The organism is Enterobacter sp. CM29, from assembly GCF_013179605.1.
In the GTDB taxonomy this organism is placed as follows: Bacteria; Pseudomonadota; Gammaproteobacteria; order Enterobacterales; family Enterobacteriaceae; genus Enterobacter; species Enterobacter intestinihominis.
Map to the genome: position 1 here is coordinate 49,008 of NZ_JABMCU010000004.1, position 17,946 is coordinate 66,953.

16 protein-coding genes are annotated in these 17,946 nt (G+C 56.0%); 11 read left to right on the forward strand and 5 right to left on the reverse strand.

Annotated features, from left to right (window positions below):
- The first annotated feature begins 156 nt into the window (after positions 1 to 156).
- The 7 genes from hpaB to HP459_RS01320 all read left to right on the forward strand — a co-directional run bounded on the left by hpaB (position 157) and on the right by HP459_RS01320 (position 8,295).
- Positions 157 to 1,719 (forward strand): 4-hydroxyphenylacetate 3-monooxygenase, oxygenase component, encoded by a 1,563-nt coding sequence (gene hpaB, locus HP459_RS01290; protein WP_010427196.1) that lies wholly within the window; start codon positions 157 to 159, stop codon positions 1,717 to 1,719.
- A 17-nt stretch (positions 1,720 to 1,736) separates the two neighbouring features.
- A complete protein-coding gene (locus tag HP459_RS01295; protein WP_003856606.1) occupies positions 1,737 to 2,246 on the forward strand; it encodes a 4-hydroxyphenylacetate 3-monooxygenase reductase subunit in 510 nt (169 codons plus the stop codon).
- A gap of 120 nt (positions 2,247 to 2,366) precedes the next feature.
- On the forward strand, positions 2,367 to 2,624 hold the full coding sequence (locus HP459_RS01300; protein WP_023305395.1) for an HTH domain-containing protein: 258 nt from the start codon (positions 2,367 to 2,369) through the stop codon (positions 2,622 to 2,624).
- Positions 2,625 to 2,843: 219 nt separating this feature from the next.
- The gene (locus HP459_RS01305) at positions 2,844 to 4,997 is read left to right on the forward strand and encodes a carbon starvation CstA family protein (RefSeq protein WP_022646950.1); all 2,154 of its coding nucleotides are present in this window, start codon (positions 2,844 to 2,846) and stop codon (positions 4,995 to 4,997) included.
- 96 nt (positions 4,998 to 5,093) lie between these two features.
- A complete protein-coding gene (locus tag HP459_RS01310) occupies positions 5,094 to 5,297 on the forward strand; it encodes a YbdD/YjiX family protein (RefSeq protein WP_003856610.1) in 204 nt (67 codons plus the stop codon).
- A 10-nt stretch (positions 5,298 to 5,307) separates the two neighbouring features.
- Entirely contained in the window at positions 5,308 to 6,261 is a 954-nt protein-coding gene (yjiA, locus tag HP459_RS01315; RefSeq protein ID WP_171935833.1) for a GTPase, read from the forward strand.
- A 186-nt stretch (positions 6,262 to 6,447) separates the two neighbouring features.
- On the forward strand, positions 6,448 to 8,295 hold the full coding sequence (locus HP459_RS01320) for a 3'-5' exonuclease (protein WP_171935834.1): 1,848 nt from the start codon (positions 6,448 to 6,450) through the stop codon (positions 8,293 to 8,295).
- A gap of 84 nt (positions 8,296 to 8,379) precedes the next feature.
- Here the strand turns inward: HP459_RS01320 and HP459_RS01325 are convergent, their stop codons facing one another.
- Complete coding sequence (locus HP459_RS01325) at positions 8,380 to 9,738, reverse strand: esterase-like activity of phytase family protein (RefSeq protein ID WP_171935835.1); 1,359 nt, start codon at positions 9,736 to 9,738, stop codon at positions 8,380 to 8,382.
- A 409-nt stretch (positions 9,739 to 10,147) separates the two neighbouring features.
- Here HP459_RS01325 and HP459_RS01330 point away from each other — a divergent pair, with 409 nt between their 5' ends.
- Complete coding sequence (locus HP459_RS01330; protein ID WP_023299248.1) at positions 10,148 to 10,693, forward strand: YfaZ family outer membrane protein; 546 nt, start codon at positions 10,148 to 10,150, stop codon at positions 10,691 to 10,693.
- A gap of 178 nt (positions 10,694 to 10,871) precedes the next feature.
- On the opposite strand, the gene HP459_RS01335 is transcribed toward HP459_RS01330, so the two are convergent.
- Positions 10,872 to 12,242: an NAD-dependent succinate-semialdehyde dehydrogenase gene (locus tag HP459_RS01335; protein ID WP_023305391.1), complete on the reverse strand. Its 1,371-nt coding sequence runs from the start codon at positions 12,240 to 12,242 to the stop codon at positions 10,872 to 10,874.
- Between the two features lie 150 nt (positions 12,243 to 12,392).
- On the opposite strand from HP459_RS01335, the gene HP459_RS01340 reads away from it, so the two are divergent.
- Genes HP459_RS01340 through HP459_RS01350 form a run of 3 tightly spaced genes read left to right on the forward strand, consistent with a single transcriptional unit; the run spans position 12,393 to position 15,113 of the window.
- The gene (locus HP459_RS01340; RefSeq protein WP_126490041.1) at positions 12,393 to 13,136 is read left to right on the forward strand and encodes an AraC family transcriptional regulator; all 744 of its coding nucleotides are present in this window, start codon (positions 12,393 to 12,395) and stop codon (positions 13,134 to 13,136) included.
- A gap of 48 nt (positions 13,137 to 13,184) precedes the next feature.
- The gene (locus HP459_RS01345; protein ID WP_171935836.1) at positions 13,185 to 13,838 is read left to right on the forward strand and encodes a LysE family translocator; all 654 of its coding nucleotides are present in this window, start codon (positions 13,185 to 13,187) and stop codon (positions 13,836 to 13,838) included.
- A gap of 3 nt (positions 13,839 to 13,841) precedes the next feature.
- The gene (locus HP459_RS01350; RefSeq protein WP_023299245.1) at positions 13,842 to 15,113 is read left to right on the forward strand and encodes a DUF445 domain-containing protein; all 1,272 of its coding nucleotides are present in this window, start codon (positions 13,842 to 13,844) and stop codon (positions 15,111 to 15,113) included.
- Here HP459_RS01350 and HP459_RS01355 read toward each other — a convergent pair.
- Genes HP459_RS01355 through HP459_RS01365 form a run of 3 tightly spaced genes read right to left on the reverse strand, consistent with a single transcriptional unit; the run spans position 15,110 to position 17,710 of the window.
- Positions 15,110 to 16,186, reverse strand: coding sequence for a DUF2955 domain-containing protein (locus HP459_RS01355; RefSeq protein ID WP_022646940.1), 1,077 nt, complete (start codon positions 16,184 to 16,186; stop codon positions 15,110 to 15,112). The genes HP459_RS01350 and HP459_RS01355 overlap by 4 nt on opposite strands.
- Positions 16,176 to 17,243, reverse strand: a complete 1,068-nt coding sequence (locus HP459_RS01360; protein ID WP_088581776.1) for an HlyD family secretion protein — start codon at positions 17,241 to 17,243, stop codon at positions 16,176 to 16,178. The genes HP459_RS01355 and HP459_RS01360 overlap by 11 nt, the downstream gene beginning before the upstream one ends.
- Complete coding sequence (locus tag HP459_RS01365) at positions 17,240 to 17,710, reverse strand: MarR family winged helix-turn-helix transcriptional regulator (protein WP_022646938.1); 471 nt, start codon at positions 17,708 to 17,710, stop codon at positions 17,240 to 17,242. The genes HP459_RS01360 and HP459_RS01365 overlap by 4 nt, the downstream gene beginning before the upstream one ends.
- Positions 17,711 to 17,946 lie beyond the last annotated feature (236 nt).

The window sequence follows — 17,946 nt, forward strand, 5'->3', positions numbered from 1 at the left end:
CCGCCGAAAAGCCGCACAGATCACAAAACAACATCCCACCCGAAAAGTACCTGCCGTTGTCCCAATCGTCCCTTCACGTTCCGCCCCTCTCACGCTTCAATTAAACAACAAAAACAAAACATAAATTTAACAACCATCTTCCGATACGAGGTCCCTATGAAGCCTGAAGATTTCCGCGCTGATGCCAAACGTCCGTTAACCGGTGAAGAGTATTTAAAAAGCCTGCAAGATGGCCGTGAGATTTATATCTACGGCGAGCGCGTTAAGGACGTCACTACCCACCCGGCATTTCGCAATGCGGCGGCGTCCATCGCCCAGATGTACGATGCCCTGCACAAGCCAGACATGCAGGATACCCTCTGCTGGGGCACCGACACCGGCAGCGGCGGCTACACCCATAAATTCTTCCGTGTGGCGAAAAGCGCCGACGATCTGCGCCAGCAGCGCGACGCCATCGCCGAGTGGTCGCGCCTGAGCTACGGCTGGATGGGCCGCACGCCAGACTACAAAGCCGCGTTCGGCTGCGCGCTGGGGGCGAACCCTGCCTTCTACGGTCAGTTCGAGCAGAACGCCCGCAACTGGTACACCCGTATTCAGGAAACCGGCCTGTACTTTAACCACGCCATCGTCAACCCGCCTATCGACCGCCATAAACCGGCGGACGAGGTGAAAGACGTTTACATCAAGCTGGAGAAAGAGACCGACGCCGGGATCATCGTCAGCGGCGCGAAAGTGGTGGCCACCAACTCTGCGCTGACCCACTACAACATGATTGGTTTTGGCTCTGCGCAGGTGATGGGCGAAAACCCGGACTTCGCGCTAATGTTCGTCGCGCCGATGGATGCCGAAGGGGTGAAGCTGATCTCCCGCGCCTCTTACGAGATGGTGGCAGGGGCGACCGGCTCCCCGTACGACTACCCGCTCTCCAGCCGCTTTGACGAGAACGACGCCATTCTGGTGATGGATCATGTGCTGATCCCGTGGGAAAACGTGCTGATCTACCGCGATTTCGACCGCTGCCGTCGCTGGACGATGGAAGGTGGCTTCGCCCGCATGTACCCGCTTCAGGCCTGCGTGCGTCTGGCGGTGAAGCTCGACTTCATCACCGCTCTGCTGAAGAAATCGCTGGAGTGTACCGGCACCCTCGAGTTCCGCGGCGTGCAGGCGGATCTCGGCGAAGTGGTGGCGTGGCGCAACATGTTCTGGGCGCTGAGCGACTCCATGTGCTCCGAAGCCACGCCGTGGGTAAACGGCGCGTACTTGCCTGACCACGCGGCGTTACAGACCTACCGCGTGATGGCGCCAATGGCCTACGCGAAAATCAAGAACATCATCGAACGCAACGTGACCTCCGGGCTGATCTACCTGCCGTCCAGCGCGCGGGACCTGAACAACCCGCAGATCGACCAGTATCTGGCGAAGTACGTACGCGGCTCCAACGGGATGGATCACGTCGAACGCATCAAGATTCTGAAACTGATGTGGGATGCCATCGGTAGCGAGTTTGGCGGACGTCACGAGCTGTACGAAATCAACTACTCCGGTAGCCAGGATGAGATCCGCCTGCAATGCCTGCGTCAGGCGCAAAGCTCCGGCAACATGGACAAGATGATGGCGATGGTTGACCGCTGCATGTCCGAGTACGACCAGCACGGCTGGACCGTACCGCACCTGCACAACAACACTGATATCAACATGCTGGATAAGCTGCTGAAATAACGCAGCGGGAGGTTTCAATGCAATCTGAAGAACGCCTGCGTTTTCGCGACGCGATGGCCAGCCTGTCGGCGGCGGTGAATGTGGTCACCACCGAGGGCGATGCGGGCCGCTGCGGCATTACCGCCACCGCCGTCTGTTCGGTCACGGACACCCCGCCCTCGGTCATGGTCTGCATCAACGCCAACAGCGCCATGAACCCGGTCTTCCAGGGCAACGGCAAACTGTGCGTCAACGTGCTGAACCACGAGCAGGAGATCATGGCCCGCCACTTTGCCGGGATGACCGGCATGGCCATGGAGGAGCGCTTTGCTCTCTCCTGCTGGCAGAAAGGACCGCTGGCGCAGCCGGTGCTGAAAGGCGCCCTGGCAAGCCTGGAAGGTGAGATAACCCAGGTGCAAACCATCGGCACCCATCTGGTCTACCTGGTGGAGATTAAGAACATCATCCTCAGCAGCGAGGGGCACGGCCTGATCTACTTCAAACGCCGTTTCCACCCGGTGATGATGGAGATGGAAGCCGCGGTTTGATCCCGTTGCACAAAAAAACGCTAAGGTTTCCGCAAAGGTGCGCCGTTAACTATCCATAAGATAAATTTTCCGGGGCGGCTGACGACGTCGTCAGCCGCCCCCTTAACGCTGGAAAGTCTTATGGCCTCTTCACCCCGAAGCCGCTCGGCTGAACGTCTGGTTGACATCATTATTGCTCTGCACCGCAACGGAAGCGTTAATCGCCGCGATCTGATGCAAAAATTTGGCATTACCGAACGTACGGTGTACCGCGATCTACAGGCCCTTTCCCCGATTATCGAACACGACGGCAAAGGACGCTATCAGCTGCTGCCCGCATATCAGCCCTGCCGCTGCACGCAATGCCCTGATGCGAACGACGAAACCCCGCAGGGCTAGATTATTCTCAGTGATCTCAATCACATATTTTCTCCCGCCGGGGGTGAGCATTAACCACTCACCCTCGCTTTTGACCGCTCACGCATCGCTTTCAACCACTCACCCATTTACCGTGCTTTACACGCGCGAGGATCTGGCACGATCGCTCCAGCATTAATCAATACCTCCTCACAACGAACCCTGACCCTTTTTTCTTTACATAAAAAACCAGGTCTTACTATGGATACTAAAAAACTACTTAAGCACGTGCCCTGGGCCATCCTCGGGATCATCGGCGCTTTCTGTCTGGCGGTTGTCGCATTACGCCGGGGCGAGCACGTCAGCGCCCTGTGGATCGTGGTCGCGTCGGTTTCCGTCTATCTTGTGGCTTATCGCTACTACAGCTTGTACATCGCGCAGAAGGTCATGAAGCTCGACCCGACGCGCGCCACCCCGGCGGTCATTAACAATGACGGCCTGAACTATGTGCCAACCAACCGTTACGTGCTGTTTGGTCACCACTTCGCCGCCATTGCAGGCGCGGGTCCGCTGGTCGGTCCGGTGCTGGCTGCACAGATGGGCTACCTGCCGGGTACGCTCTGGCTGCTCGCGGGCGTAGTGCTGGCGGGAGCGGTGCAGGACTTTATGGTGCTGTTTATCTCCTCGCGCCGTAATGGTTCGTCGCTGGGCGAGATGATCAAAGAGGAGATGGGCCGCGTGCCGGGCACGATCGCCCTCTTCGGCTGCTTCCTGATCATGATCATCATCCTGGCAGTGCTGGCCCTGATCGTGGTGAAAGCGCTGGCCGAAAGTCCGTGGGGCGTCTTCACCGTCTGCTCTACCGTGCCGATTGCGCTGTTCATGGGCATCTACATGCGCTTCCTGCGCCCTGGCCGCGTTGGCGAGGTGTCGGTCATCGGTATCGTGCTGCTGGTCGCCTCCATCTACTTCGGCGGTGTGATTGCCCACGACCCGTACTGGGGCCCGGCGCTGACCTTTAAAGACACCACCATCACCTTCGCGCTGATCGGTTACGCGTTCATCTCAGCGCTGCTGCCGGTGTGGCTGATTCTGGCTCCGCGTGACTACCTGGCGACCTTCCTGAAAATCGGCGTGATCGTCGGGCTGGCAATCGGGATTGTGATCATCAACCCTGAACTGAAAATGCCGGCGGTGACGCAGTACATTGACGGTACCGGTCCGCTGTGGAAAGGTGCCCTGTTCCCGTTCCTGTTTATCACCATTGCCTGCGGTGCCGTGTCTGGCTTCCACGCGCTGATCGCCTCCGGCACCACGCCGAAGCTGATGGCCAACGAAACCGACGCGCGCTTCATCGGTTACGGCGCGATGCTGATGGAATCCTTCGTGGCGATCATGGCGCTGGTTGCGGCGTCGATTATCGAGCCTGGGCTGTACTTCGCGATGAACACCCCACCAGCGGGTCTCGGCATCACCATGCCAAACCTGCATGAGATGGGCGGCGAAAATACCGCGCTGATTATGGCGCAGCTGAAAGATGCCAGCGCACACGCGGCGGCGACCGTCAGCTCCTGGGGCTTCGTGATTTCGCCTGAGCAGATTATGCAGACCGCGAAAGACATCGGCGAACCATCCGTGCTGAACCGCGCAGGTGGCGCACCGACGCTGGCGGTGGGTATCGCACACGTGTTCCACAAAGTGCTGCCGTGGGCGGACATGGGCTTCTGGTACCACTTCGGTATCCTGTTTGAAGCGCTGTTCATCCTCACCGCGCTGGATGCCGGTACGCGTGCAGGCCGCTTCATGTTGCAGGATCTGCTGGGTAACTTCGTGCCGTTCCTGAAGAAAACCGACTCTCTGGTAGCAGGTGTTCTGGGTACTGCGGGCTGCGTAGGTCTGTGGGGTTACCTGCTGTATCAGGGCGTTGTAGACCCGCTGGGCGGCGTGAAGAGCCTGTGGCCGCTGTTCGGCATCTCTAACCAGATGCTGGCGGCTGTGGCCCTGGTGCTGGGCACCGTTGTCCTGGTGAAGATGAAACGCACCAAATACATCTGGGTAACCGTGGTGCCTGCGCTGTGGCTGCTGCTCTGCACTACCTGGGCGCTGGGTCTGAAACTGTTCAGCACCAACCCGCAGCTGGAAGGCTTCTTCTTCATGGCTAACCAGTACAAAGAGAAGATTGCCGCAGGCGGCGCGGATCTGACCGCGCAGCAGATTGCCAACATGAACCATATCGTGGTGAACAACTACACCAACGCGGGTCTGAGCATTCTGTTCCTGGTGGTGGTGTACAGCATTATCTTCTACGGCATTAAAACCTGGATGAAAGTGCGTAATGCCGATGGCCGTACGGACAAAGAAACCCCGTACGTGCCGGTGCCGGAAGGCGGCGTGAAGACGTCTTCACACCATTAATAAAATGGCGGGTGGCGCTGCGCTGACCCGCCCTACAACGTTACTGTAGGCCCGGTAAGCGTAGCGCCACCGGGCTTTTTCTTATCAGGACACGTTATGTTTGGTAACTTAGGCGAAGCAAAAAAATACCTCGGTCAGGCGGCGAAAATGCTGATTGGCATTCCGGACTATGACAACTACGTTGAGCATATGAAGACCAACCATCCGGATAAGCCGTACATGACCTACACTGAATTCTTCCGCGAGCGTCAGGAAGCGCGCTACGGCGGAAGTGGAGAAGGCGGCGTCCGCTGCTGCTAAAGGAGAAACCATGACCCCGATTGCCGTTACCCTGCTGACCGGTTTTCTCGGCGCCGGTAAAACCACCCTGCTGCGCCACATCCTGAATGAACAGCACGGCTTCAAAATCGCCGTCATTGAAAACGAATTTGGCGAAGTCTCCGTTGACGATCAGCTGATTGGCGACCGCGCCACGCAGATCAAAACCCTGACCAACGGCTGCATCTGCTGCACCCGCTCCAGTGAATTAGAAGACGCCCTGCTGGACCTGCTCGACAGCCGCGATCGCGGTGACATCGTCTTCGACCGTCTGGTGATCGAGTGCACCGGCATGGCCGACCCCGGCCCGATTATTCAGACCTTTTTCTCCCACGACATTCTGTGCCAGCGCTACCTGCTGGACGGCGTCGTCGCCCTGGTCGACGCGGTCCATGCCGACGAGCAGATGAACCAGTTCACCATCGCCCAGTCTCAGATTGGCTACGCCGACCGCATTCTGCTGACCAAAACCGACGTGGCGGGTGAAAGCGAAAAACTGCGTGAGCGCCTGACGCGCATCAACTCGCGCGCACCCATTTATACCGTGACGCACGGCGATATCGACCTGTCTCAGCTGTTCAACACCAACGGCTTTATGCTGGAGGAGAACGTCACCGCGAAACCGCGCTTCCACTTTATGGCAGACAAGCAAAACGACGTAGCGTCGATTGTGGTGGAGCTGGACTACCCGGTGGACATCAGCGAGGTCTCGCGCGTGATGGAGAACCTGCTGCTGTCGTTTGCCGACAATCTGCTGCGCTATAAAGGAATGCTGTGGATCGACGGCGAGCCGAACCGCCTGCTGTTCCAGGGCGTGCAGCGCCTGTACAGCGCCGACTGGGATCGTCCGTGGGGCGATGAACCGCCGCACAGCGTGATGGTGTTTATTGGAATACAGCTGCCGGAAGAGGAAATTCGGGCAGCGTTTGCGGGACTGAAAAAGTAAATCGTCGCTCCCTTTTAAACAGTAAAGGGGGCGTATTTCATTAAGGCAAAATGCGGGTTTCGCCCTTTCTGTTTGCAATATTGTCTGTTAATGTTCTTATCATGAATGAAATCATGCTTTGATTAATATTGGTTACAATATTAATTAATTGGATTTATATAATTTTCATGAATTGGTAGGCGTAATATGGCAATCATTATTCCCACGGTTAGCAGCTGTAGCGAGAAAATTACGGCAGGAGAAAAAAGACTGGCAAGGCTTCTGGAGGGTGGGCTCAGCGAACAATGTACCTGCTGGTATGATACCCGAATGGGAGACAAAGACGATCATACTGATTTTGTGATTCTGGCCCCCGATAAAGGGCTGCTGTTTATAGAAGTGAAAGACTGGTATATCACAAAAATAAAATCGGCTAATAAAACCCATATTAATTATGAAACCAAAAACGGCATAGAGCCGTTGAAGAACCCACTCGAACAAGTTCGACAATATACCTTTCATATCATCAATAGCCTGAAAAAAGATCCCCTGCTTCGCCAGAAACAGGGAGAGCATGAGGGCGGTTTTATTATGCCGTATGGATACGGTGTTTATTTGAGCAACATCACTCGGGCACAGCTGGAAAAGAGTTTTACACCTGAGGAGTTGAATGAAATATTGCCCGCCAGCCAGGTGATATGCAAAGACGAACTCAACGAGTTTATGACTCGAGAACAAATCTCTGGCCGGCTCGAATCCCTTCTCAAACATCACTTTGTTCATAACACAACACCACAGCAGCTCGACCGCATCCGGTGGCATCTTTATCCCGATGTCCGCATTAACCCATCCGTTACGCGGGTTGACCTGGATAATTTTACTTTCCACACCCCTGATGTGGTATGCATGATGGACAGGAACCAGGAACAACTCGCCAGAAGTATGGGGGCGGGACACAGGGTAATTCATGGCGTGGCTGGTTCGGGCAAAACGCTCATTTTGCACCACCGATGTATTGAGCTTGCCAACAACATTGAAAACACCAAACCGATACTGGTGATTTGCTACAACATTACGCTGGCTAAAAAACTCAAAGCGCAGCTCGAACAGCATAGCCTCAGACTTCCCGTCGAAGTTATCCATTTCCACGCCTGGTGTTATCAGCAATTAAACGCGCATCGGCGTCTTCCCCCCAGGAGCAAAAACTTTATTGAGCTGATGGAAAATGCGCTGACGGTGGCATTTGAAGAGGGAGCAATCAAACCGGAGCAGTACAGCGCCGTTTTGATAGATGAAGGACACGATTTTAAACCGGAATGGCTAAGAATCCTCGCCAAAATGCCGGACAATAAAGATAGCTCCCTGCTGTTTCTGTACGATGACGCTCAGTCAATTTATCAGAAAAAGAAAGCTCTCGATTTTACCCTGTCCAGCGTCGATATAAAGGCTCAGGGCCGTACAACTATTTTGGATACCAATTATCGCAACACCCGGCAAATACTCCATTTTGCCAGCAGCGTAGCATTTAATTATCTCAATAATCACATAGAAGCTTCTCTCAAATACCAGCAGCCTGCCGCAGGTGGCCTGTCCGGGAAGTATCCCGCGCTGGCCAGCTTTGATAATCAGGACGAGGAGATTACGCGCGTCCTCGATTGGGTCACAGAGCAGCGACAGGAAGGTGTTGCGTGGTCAGAAATCGCCATACTGTGCCCCTCAACCTACAGCATTTCAGGCATGCTCGCGCCAAGGCTTGAAGCCCGCAAGATCCCATACCAGATGATTGTCTCCAGCGATGATAAAAAGCACTGGTCCCCGCAGAATGATTACCTCTGCGTCATGCCGCTGCCCAGCAGCAAGGGGCTTGAGTTTAATTCGGTCGCCATTATGGATGCGGCAAAGGAAAGGGACAGTGAAGATCTGAGTGACGATATCAAGCGCCTTTACGTCGGCATTACCCGCGCACGACAGAATCTTCTGGTGACAATGCACGGAACCGGAAGCCTGCGAGATCATCTGGTCGAGACCTGGGAAAAGAGCGTTAAGTCGATCTAACTATTCCGCGTTGAAGAGTATCTGCACCGAACAATCCCCTCTCCCCTGTGGGGAGAGGGCCAGGGTGAGGGGTAAAGCCCAATATTATTTCAACGCCTCCGGCAGCGTCACAATCCACAGCTCGCTGTCGGAATCCGGCTTCTTCAGCGGCTTGACGCTGAGGGTAGTTTCAACCGCTTTGTCATCCAGCGTCAGCTTGCCTTCCGCGTTCACCCGATAATCCTTGAGCTTCTTGCCCTCGGCCGGGTTGTGCATCGCCACCTTCACGCCAAAGTCGTTATCGTTCGCCACCGCCAGCGTTTTGTCGTCAATCAGCGCCAGCCCTTCGGCCTTTTCCTGCTGCCAGCCCAGCGCACGCAGATCGACCACCTGCGTTTTTTCCGCAAGTGTAATGCCGCGCTGCGCCAGCGTTTTCTCATCGTCAAATTCCGGGTATTCGCCCGGCTTGTCGAAGGCGGCCAGATCGCTCGCCTTGCTCAGATCCACCCTGTAGATGAGGTTACGCATTGCGTCGTTTTTATCTTCGCCCTGTTCAATCAGCAGGATAGTGTGGTTATCCAGCGCCACGATATCGCCGATTTTGGCGTCGCTGTTTTTGCTGTAGGCCGCGCTGTCGACAGGGTAGCCGTACATCGCGGTTTTTCCGGTCGCCGGATCGAAGCTGACCAGTCGCGTAAACAGCGCCTGCTTTTTGCTCTTCCCGTCGATATCCAACGTACTCTGGACAGCGGCGATAATACGTCCGTCCGGCATGCGGGTCAGGCCTTCAAATCCCCGGTTTGCCTGGCGCCATTTGATAACATTTGGCAGACCGCCCGCGATGGATTTCTCCCCTTCCGCCGCCTGTGGGCCGTGGATCGCGAGGATTTTCCCTTTACTGTCAATATTAATCAGGAACGGACCATACTCATCGCACAGCCAGTAGCCGCCCTTCCCGTCCGGCGTGATGCCTTCCGTATCCAGCCCGCGGTTATCGCCTTTCAGCACTTTTAAGGTGTCGCTTAGCGCGATTTCATTGGTGGAACCAATCACGCCACTTTGCAGCGGCAGACCGTTGATTTCGCCTTTATCGTCATGCAAAGGACGCGCGTCCACGGCCTCCGCTTTACCGTTTTGCACACGGATCGTCATTAGCAGCGGGGCAAAATCCGGGGTAACAAAAATTTTAGCGTCATTTTTCCCCATTTTTGGCGAATCCGCGTTAGGACCGCGATCGGTCACGGTCGTAAACGTCAAGGCATCGCCCTGCTTGCCCGTAAACAGCAGGCCAGAGCCAATCCCCACAGGCAGCCCGTTCGGAAACGCGCTGGCAAACGCACCGCTGTATTTGACATGCGCGCCTTCGGGAAAACTGACGACGTAACGCTCCGCGGTTGGCTGTGCCGCCAGGCCAGAGAAAGAGAGCGCACAACCAATTAGCACAGGAATGATTTTTCTTTTCATAGTGTTAGCACCCAGTAAGTGAAGCCAACAACGTAATGAAGAAACGTGTCAGAAAAATGACATGGTGAAAGCGGTTCGGCACAACGGGGCGTATAGCCACCTCCAGAAATGTAAACCTGTGTCTTTATCTGTGACAACTGAAACACTTTTGGAAATTATTAGAAACTCAATTAATTCATCCTGAACTAATTTTTCCGACCCGTTCAGCGTACGTTTAATGAGAATCCTGAACCCTTTCTAAACGCGAATGCATTACGTATTGACTCCTTGCCGGGTCAACATTCGAACAACATTTAAAATTCAAAAACCAAACAAAAACAGCATAAAAACGTGACAAGCATCGCATTTGCAGAGATAAACAGCTCTTGTTAAGGTGCCCTCAGATTAATTTGATGACGAGGAAAAACTCATGAAAAAGCTCAACGTTCTCCTTCTTTCCGCTCTGACTGCCGTATCGGGCTCCGCACTGGCCATGGGCGGCAGCATTGAGCAGGGTAAAAACTTTACCAACCTGAATGTGGAAATGGGGAAATCAACCTCCGGTCTGTACACCGAAGGTAGCTGGCTGAAAAACACAGATGACGGCACCACAACCGGTGGCGTAGGAGCAGGCTACAACTTTGAAGTCGGCCCGGTGATGCTGAACGCAGGCGCTAAGGCCCTCTACGTTGGCCCGAAAAAAGGCGATAACGGCGTGGCGTTCCCGGTCGGCGGCGGTGTGAACGTTGCCCTGACCGACAGCATCAGGGTATTCGGTGAAGGCTACGTTGCGCCAGACGGCCTGAACAACAGCGTGAAAAACTACGTTGAAGCGAACGGTGGCGTAAGCTGGACGCCAGTGAAGCCGGTGACGCTGAAGGTGGGTTATCGTCACGTGAGCGTTGATGGTAAAGACGGTCGTCCTAACCACACGCTGATTGACGGCGCATATGTTGGCGGTGGCGTGTCCTTCTAAGCCTGTTTGCCCGTTTCGCCCGGCGGCGCTACGCTTGCACGGGCCTACAATGAAGGGTGCAATTTATGAATATTATTGCACCTTGTAGGCCGGGTAAGCGCAGCGCCACCCGGCAAAAAAGGCGATGAGACTGTTAATAAAAAAACCTGCCGGATGGCAGGTTTTTTTATGTCCGACATTACTTGCGAACGACCACCAGCTTCTGGTTCACAAACTCTTTGATCCCCAGGTCCGACAGCTCGCGTCCGTAACCCGAACGTTTTACGCCGCCGAACGGCAGTTCTGCCGCCGTATCGGTGAGCCAGTTGATGTACACCATCCCGGTCTCAATACGCGATGCCATCTTCTTCGCGCGCTCAATATCCTGGCTGAACACCGCTCCGCCCAGGCCGTAGTGGGAGTCGTTCGCCAGCGCGACCGCCTCGTCGTCGTTTTTCACCACGTAAATCTGCGCTACCGGGCCAAAGAACTCTTCGAAGTACGCCGGGTTGTCGCGTGAGATGTTGGTCAGGATGGTCGGCTCAAAGAAGCTCCCGTCTCGCTGCACAGGTTTGCCGCCATAGTGCAGCGTAGCGCCGTTTTTCACCGCCTCGTTAACCTGTTTGGTCAACGTGTCGAGCGCGTCTTTAGAGGACAGCGGCCCCAGCGTGGTGCTTTCGTCCAGCGGATCGCCAATCTTCACCTGCTTAAATGCCTCGGTGAATTTGCTCAGGAAGGCATCGGCAATCTTTTCATGCAGGATAAAGCGCTTCGCCGCGGTACAGACCTGCCCGGCGTTGTTGAGCCGCGCGTTAACGCCGATCTTCACCGCTTTATCCAGGTCCGCATCGTCGAGCACCACGAATACGTCGTTACCGCCAAGCTCCAGCGTGGATTTCTTAATGTGCTTCGCTGCCTGGGCCGCTACCACGCTGCCCGCTTTTTCTGAACCGGTTAGCGCCGCGCCCTGTACGCGATCGTCAGCGATGATGTTCGCCACCTGATCGGACGAGATAAACAGGTTGGTCCACGCCCCTTCCGGCGCGCCCGCCTCACGCACCAGATGGGCGAAGGTTTCCGCACAGTGCGGCACAATGCTGGCGTGTTTAGCGATGACAGGGTTACCCGCCGCCAGGTTTGGCGCCAGAACGCGCATCAGCTGATAGTATGGGAAGTTCCATGGTTCGACGGCCATCAGCACGCCGATGGGGTGATGTTCAACCCATGCTTCCCCGAGTTCAGAGTCATACTTCACCGGGGCCAGGAACTGCTTCGCGTTGTCCGCATAGTAGCGGGCGATTTGCGCGCACAGCTTCACCTCGCCGCGGCTCTGTTCGATGAGCTTACCCATCTCCTGGCTGGCGATTTTCGCCAGCTCCTCCACGCGTTCGTCGATCAGGTCCGCCAGCTTATGCAGTACCGGCAGGCGCTGGCTTATGTCGCCTTTCGCCCAGTCGGAGTGATAGAGCGCATCGGCTGCCTTCAGCGCCGCTTCAACATCTGCGTCAGTGTGGGAGGGATATTCTTTGATGAGCTGGTTAGTGGCAGGATTTACTGTCTGATAAGCCATATCGAATCTCCATGTTTTACCGCTTAGGGTATTAAGGGTAGTCAACATGACTGGCTATGGACGTAAAGTTGGGTATATCCGGAAGGTTCTGAGTAAAGCGATGCCATACCGTGGCTGGCGTGGTATAAAAAACCTTCATAAGGAGTTGCTATGACCGATACCCGCCACATCCGTCAGACCTTTCACCGCGCCTCGGGCCTTGAACTACGCAGCACGTGGCAGAGCATGCAGGCGTACAAACGCCATTGCCACCCTCAGCTCTCCATCGGCGCAATTGTGGAAGGCCAGACATGCTGCGTGTGTAATGGCAGAGAATACATCCTCCAGCCCGGGGACCTGATTGTGATCCCGGCTTATGTCCCACACAGCTGCAACCCTGTTGCCGGGCAGCCGCGTAGTTATCATATGCTTTATATCGATACGGACCTTCCCCTTGCGGTTCAGGTGATTCGCAACGCTACGCTGTTTATGTATTACCGGGAAGTTGTTGAGAGGATGTCCCCTGCGTCCGTGGACAAGCTGCTTGCTGCCCTTCCCCATTGCATGGATGAGGCAGAAAAGCCTGGATCAACCAGCCAGCAGGTTCAGCAGGCATTTCTTTCCAGTCTTTCCAGCCCGCCTTCCCTCGACGCACTTGCGCAACGATTCTCGCTGCGAAAGGAGACGCTGATCCGTACCTTCAAGAAGGACACGGGCCTGACGCCTGGCAGCTTCCTCAATATCTCCCGCGTAGAGTACGCCAAAGCGCGGCTGCGTGCCGGGGATGATATCGCCGATGTCGGCTACCAGAGCGGGTTTGCCGACCAGAGCCATTTTCATAAGACCTTTGTGCGCTACACCGCCGCCACACCGCGCCAGTACGCTACGGGCCGATCAATATCAGACAATAAATAGGTTCTGTGTTTTCGTAGTCTGGCCCCAGTTTTGCATTCTGAGGTCGCTATGGAACTGTTCTTCCCTTCCGCTTTTCTCGCCCTGGCGCTGGCGCATTTTGTTGCCCTGTTAAGCCCGGGCCCGGATTTTTTCCTGCTGATGGGCTACGCCGCCCGCTACCGACTGCGCGGCAGCGCCGGATTGTGCATCGGGATAGCGGCAGGAAACGGGCTTTACATTTTGCTGGTCATTATGGGATGGAGCGCGCTGCGTCAGTTCGCGTGGCTGTTCACGTTGATTGAATTATCCGGCGCACTGTATTTGCTCTGGATCGGCTCGCATCTTGTACGCAGCCGACCGCAGACGCTGACGCTAAATGAAACACATGAGCGCTGCCCCTCGCTGCGTAAGCAGATCCTGCTGGGGCTGGGCTCGGCGCTGTTGAATCCCAAAAACGCGTTGTTCTACCTGGCGCTGATGACGGCGTTACTCGGGCCGGACGTCACGCTGCTTCAGCAGGCGACCTGCGGCGTCTGGATGGTGATGGTAGTACTGGTATGGGATTTTGCGCTGGTGTCGCTGATGGGGTTACCGGCGGTTCAGCGAAAGCTCAGCCGTTCGCTCTGGCTGATAGAGCGCACGGCGGGGATGGTATTGATGGGGTTTGGTGGGTGGGTGCTGTGGCGGTTTTTGCACTTTTCCCCCGTATCCCTCTATCCTTAACCCATGGAAAAACATACTGAACTCAAACGCGCCAAGCTTCTCGCGCTGTCGCTGCTGCTGATTGCCGCTGCGGCCTTTATCACTACCCTGTTCCTGCCGCAAACCTTCTGGGTACGCGGCGCAAAAGCTATTGCCGAGGCGGCGATGGTCGGCGCGCTGGCGGACTGGTTTGCCGTTGTCGCGCTATTCCGCCGGGTGCCAATTCCCGTTATCTCGCGCCATACGGCGATTATCCCGCGCAATAAGGACCGCATCGGCGACAATCTTGGCCAGTTCGTGCAGGAAAAGTTTCTGGATACCCAGTCGCTGGTCGCATTAATTCGCCGCTACGAGCCGGCCCAGATGATTGGTGCCTGGTTCAGCAAGCCCGACAACGCCCAGCGCGTCGGGCTGCATTTGATGCAGGTGATGAGCGGTTTTCTTGAGCTGACTGACGACGGGCGCATTCAGCGCCTGCTCAAACGCGCGGTGCATAAGGCTATCGACAAGGTCGATTTAACCGAGACCAGCGCCGTCATGCTGGAAAGCATGACCAAAAACAACCGTCACCAGGTGCTGCTGGACGCCATCATCAACCGTCTGATTACCCTGATTCAGCGAGAGAGCACGCGGGAATTTATCTCTGACCAGATCGTCCACTGGCTGAAGACCGAGCATCCGCGCAAGGCGATGGTGCTGCCCACCGAGTGGCTGGGCGATCAGAGCGCAGAGATGGTGTCGAACGCGGTGAACACGCTGCTGGATGATATCAGCCACGACCGCACGCACCAGATCCGTCGGGCATTTGACCGCGCCACGCTGAAGTTTATCGACAACCTGAAAAACGACCCGGAGATGACGGCCAAAGCCGACAACATCAAGCACTATCTGAAGAATGATGAAGCATTTAACCGCTACCTGGGTGAAATGTGGGCTGACCTGCGCCAGTGGCTGAAAAATGACATGCAGAGCGACGATTCCCGCGTGAAGCAACGTATCGCCAACGCCGGGCTGTGGTTTGGTGAGACGCTGTCGAATGATGCCAGCCTGCGTGCGTCGCTGAACGAGCATCTGGAGCAGGCCGCGCACCGCGTCGCGCCGGATTTTGCGGCATTCCTGACGCGCCATATCAGCGACACGGTGAAAAGCTGGGACGCCAAAGATATGTCACGCCAGATAGAACTCAATATCGGTAAAGATCTTCAGTTCATTCGCGTAAACGGTACCCTGGTAGGCGGAACGATTGGCCTGATCCTGTTTTTACTTTCTCAGTTGCCCGCCGTGCTGGGGCATTAATCCGCTTTTGGCGGCGCGATAACGTAGCGCGTCGCCTCGAAGCGGTTCAGGATCAGGTGCACCAGAAAGACCATCGTCAGCGTGACCACCAGCGCGAAGGTAACGGAGGTGATGCGGTACAGATCGCTGAACACCAGATCGCTGTCCGGATGCATGTTTTGCCCGAACATAATGCCGATGGTGGTAATGCTGGAAAATCCCACCCCGGCCCCGACCTTCTCCATCACGTGCAGGCGCGCGCCAAATGCCAGCCCGAGGCCGATCAGCGGCATCATCAGCAGCATATGGCTGCTGTGATCGTACAGAATAAGCTGAACGACGAGGATATAGAGACAGCCCAGCACCACGCCGACCACGCGCCAGATAGAGCTCATCACCGCGCCGCGGTAGTGCATCGGGAACAGGATCAGAATGCCCGCCATCAGCGCCGAGAGCGAATCGCTTAAGTCGCTCATCTGAAATACCACGAAAATCAGCGTCGCCACGGTGCCGGAGAGTAGCGACTCGTGGCGCACGCGGGCATCGTCTTTCTCTATCAGCGGCGGCGGCTTACGTGGCTCCACGTCCGGCAGCAGGTAATTCATCAGCGCGCTCAGACACACCGCCATCACGCTCGCTTCAATGTTGGAGAACAAAAGCGTGTGCCAATTGGTGGTGGGGTAGCTCATAAAGTTGAGCATTACGCTCTGGCACACCACGCCCATCGAACCGAACAGAAACAGCGGCCCCTTGCTCATAAAGCGAAAGCGCATCACGTACAGGGCAAAGACCACCAGCGTCATAATGACCGGCCATTGCGACAGAAAGCCGATGATGATCACCATTTCGACGCAGTTGAGCGATGCGCTGAAGATAAACTGCTTCGCCACGTGGCGGTTAAACACCGGCACCAGCGACAGCAGCATGATCGGGTAGACCACAAAAAACACGCCGTAGCTGGTGTTGTAGAAGCTCGAAATACTGAGCGCAATCATCCCGGCAAAGACAATGCGCAGGGTCTGGCGGAAGTCGTTTGCCGTGTAGACGATGTTGCCGTGCGGGGTAAATACCCGCGCCAGGGTGCTAATAGACATAGTGAAGCAGGCTCACCAGATGGATTTGCATCCCGGAGAAGAAGCGCGCAAAGGGCCCTTCGCTGTTGTAGAGCTGCACGGTGGCGCGCGCGCCGGTCGGCAGCGACTTCGGTAAGGCTTCGTCCAGCGCCACGTGAATGCGCATTCGCTGGGCATCGCGCACCCAGCGGTTAGAGGTTTCCGGTTCAGAAAGTTGACCGTTAACGGCTTCCTGACCGGCGAGGATCCCCGCGTCACTGCTGGTCACGTGGGCGCGGAAAACCCGTCCCGGAAAGGCGTCAAACACCACGGCGGCGTCGGTCCCCTGGTGGGTATGACGCAGGCTCTTCTCGCGGAAATCCGCCACAATATCCGTCTGCGTATTCACCAGCGCCAGCGCTGCCGAACCGGACGAGGCGTAAAAACCGGGGCTTAATTGCAGATTACTCACCGTGCCGTCCGCCTCGGCGTAGACCTTCGTCCAGCCAAGATTCAGCTCCGCTTCATCCAGCGCGTTACGGTATTTTTGCAGCGTCACGTTACGGTGTTCATTCCGCTCGCCGCGCTGAATGCGCAGGTTATGAATATTCGCCTGAATCGAGCTGACGGACTGCTCGCTGCTCTGCCAGGTAGTGCGGACCTTATCCAGATCCGCCTGCGACACGTTCTGCAGGGTGCTCAGTTTCTGGTAGCGGTCGAAAGTCACTTTGTCGTTACGCGCGGTCAGCACGGCGGTCTTCAGGCTGGCCTGCGCGGCGGCGATCTGCGCGTCCAGTTGTTCGTTGGAAAGGCGAGCCTGCTCAAGCGCGATCTGCGCCGCTTCCACTTTATTGCGAAACGGGGTGTCGTCGAGCTCAAACAGCAGATCGCCTTTCTTCACCTGGCTATTGTTGTGGACATGGACCGCCGCCACATAGCCGGAGACACGGGCAGACACCGGCGTCACCACGCGCATCACGGTGGAATCCGGCGTCAGCGGGATCCAGATATCCGCGACGATAAAGTAGACAAACATCAGCAGGAAAGAGGCAATACTTACCCTTACCCAGCGGGCAAACTTTTGTTCAGGAGTCATTATTTTTCGGTCTTGTTATCTTCTTCGCGGATTGTCCGCAAATTGCAGGCGATTTGATTCAGGGTGGCGCTGAAAATGTCGAGATGTTCAGGCGCGATGTTTTGCGATACGCGCGTCTGAAGCGTCTCAATTACCTGGGTGAGCCTGTTAAGTACAGCTTTTCCCTCAGGCGTCAGCGTCAGAAGCCGGATGCGCTTGTCATACGGCGAGACGGTGCGCAGCAGGTAACCCTGTTTTTCCAGCTGTGTCAGGGTGCGCATTAGCGGCGGCAGTTCAATGCCCTGCACCTCCGCCAGCTCACTCACCGAGACGTTATCCCCGAGCTGATGCAGCTGCATCATCACCGTCCAGCTCGACTGGGTTAACCCGGTATCGAGAATGGCGTCGTCAATGACGGCACGCCACTGGCGCACGATCATCGCCATCCGCATGCCCATCGGCCTGCGGCTAAACAGTTCTTCTTCACTCATGGGGAAACCTCTCGTCACACGCGGTCACGATAATAGTTATCAGGGTAAGTATCAAGAAACGAGAAGTTAAAGCGCAGGAATTGCGAAATGAGATTCTCCCTCTACCTGTGGGCTGAGGGTTCCCCACAAATTAATGCGAGCACTGAGCAATCCCCTCGCCCCTCCGGGGAGAGGGTTAGGGTGAGGGGAACATACGGCGGTGGTGGTCATTCCGTTCACTTTATGTTCCTTGCTAC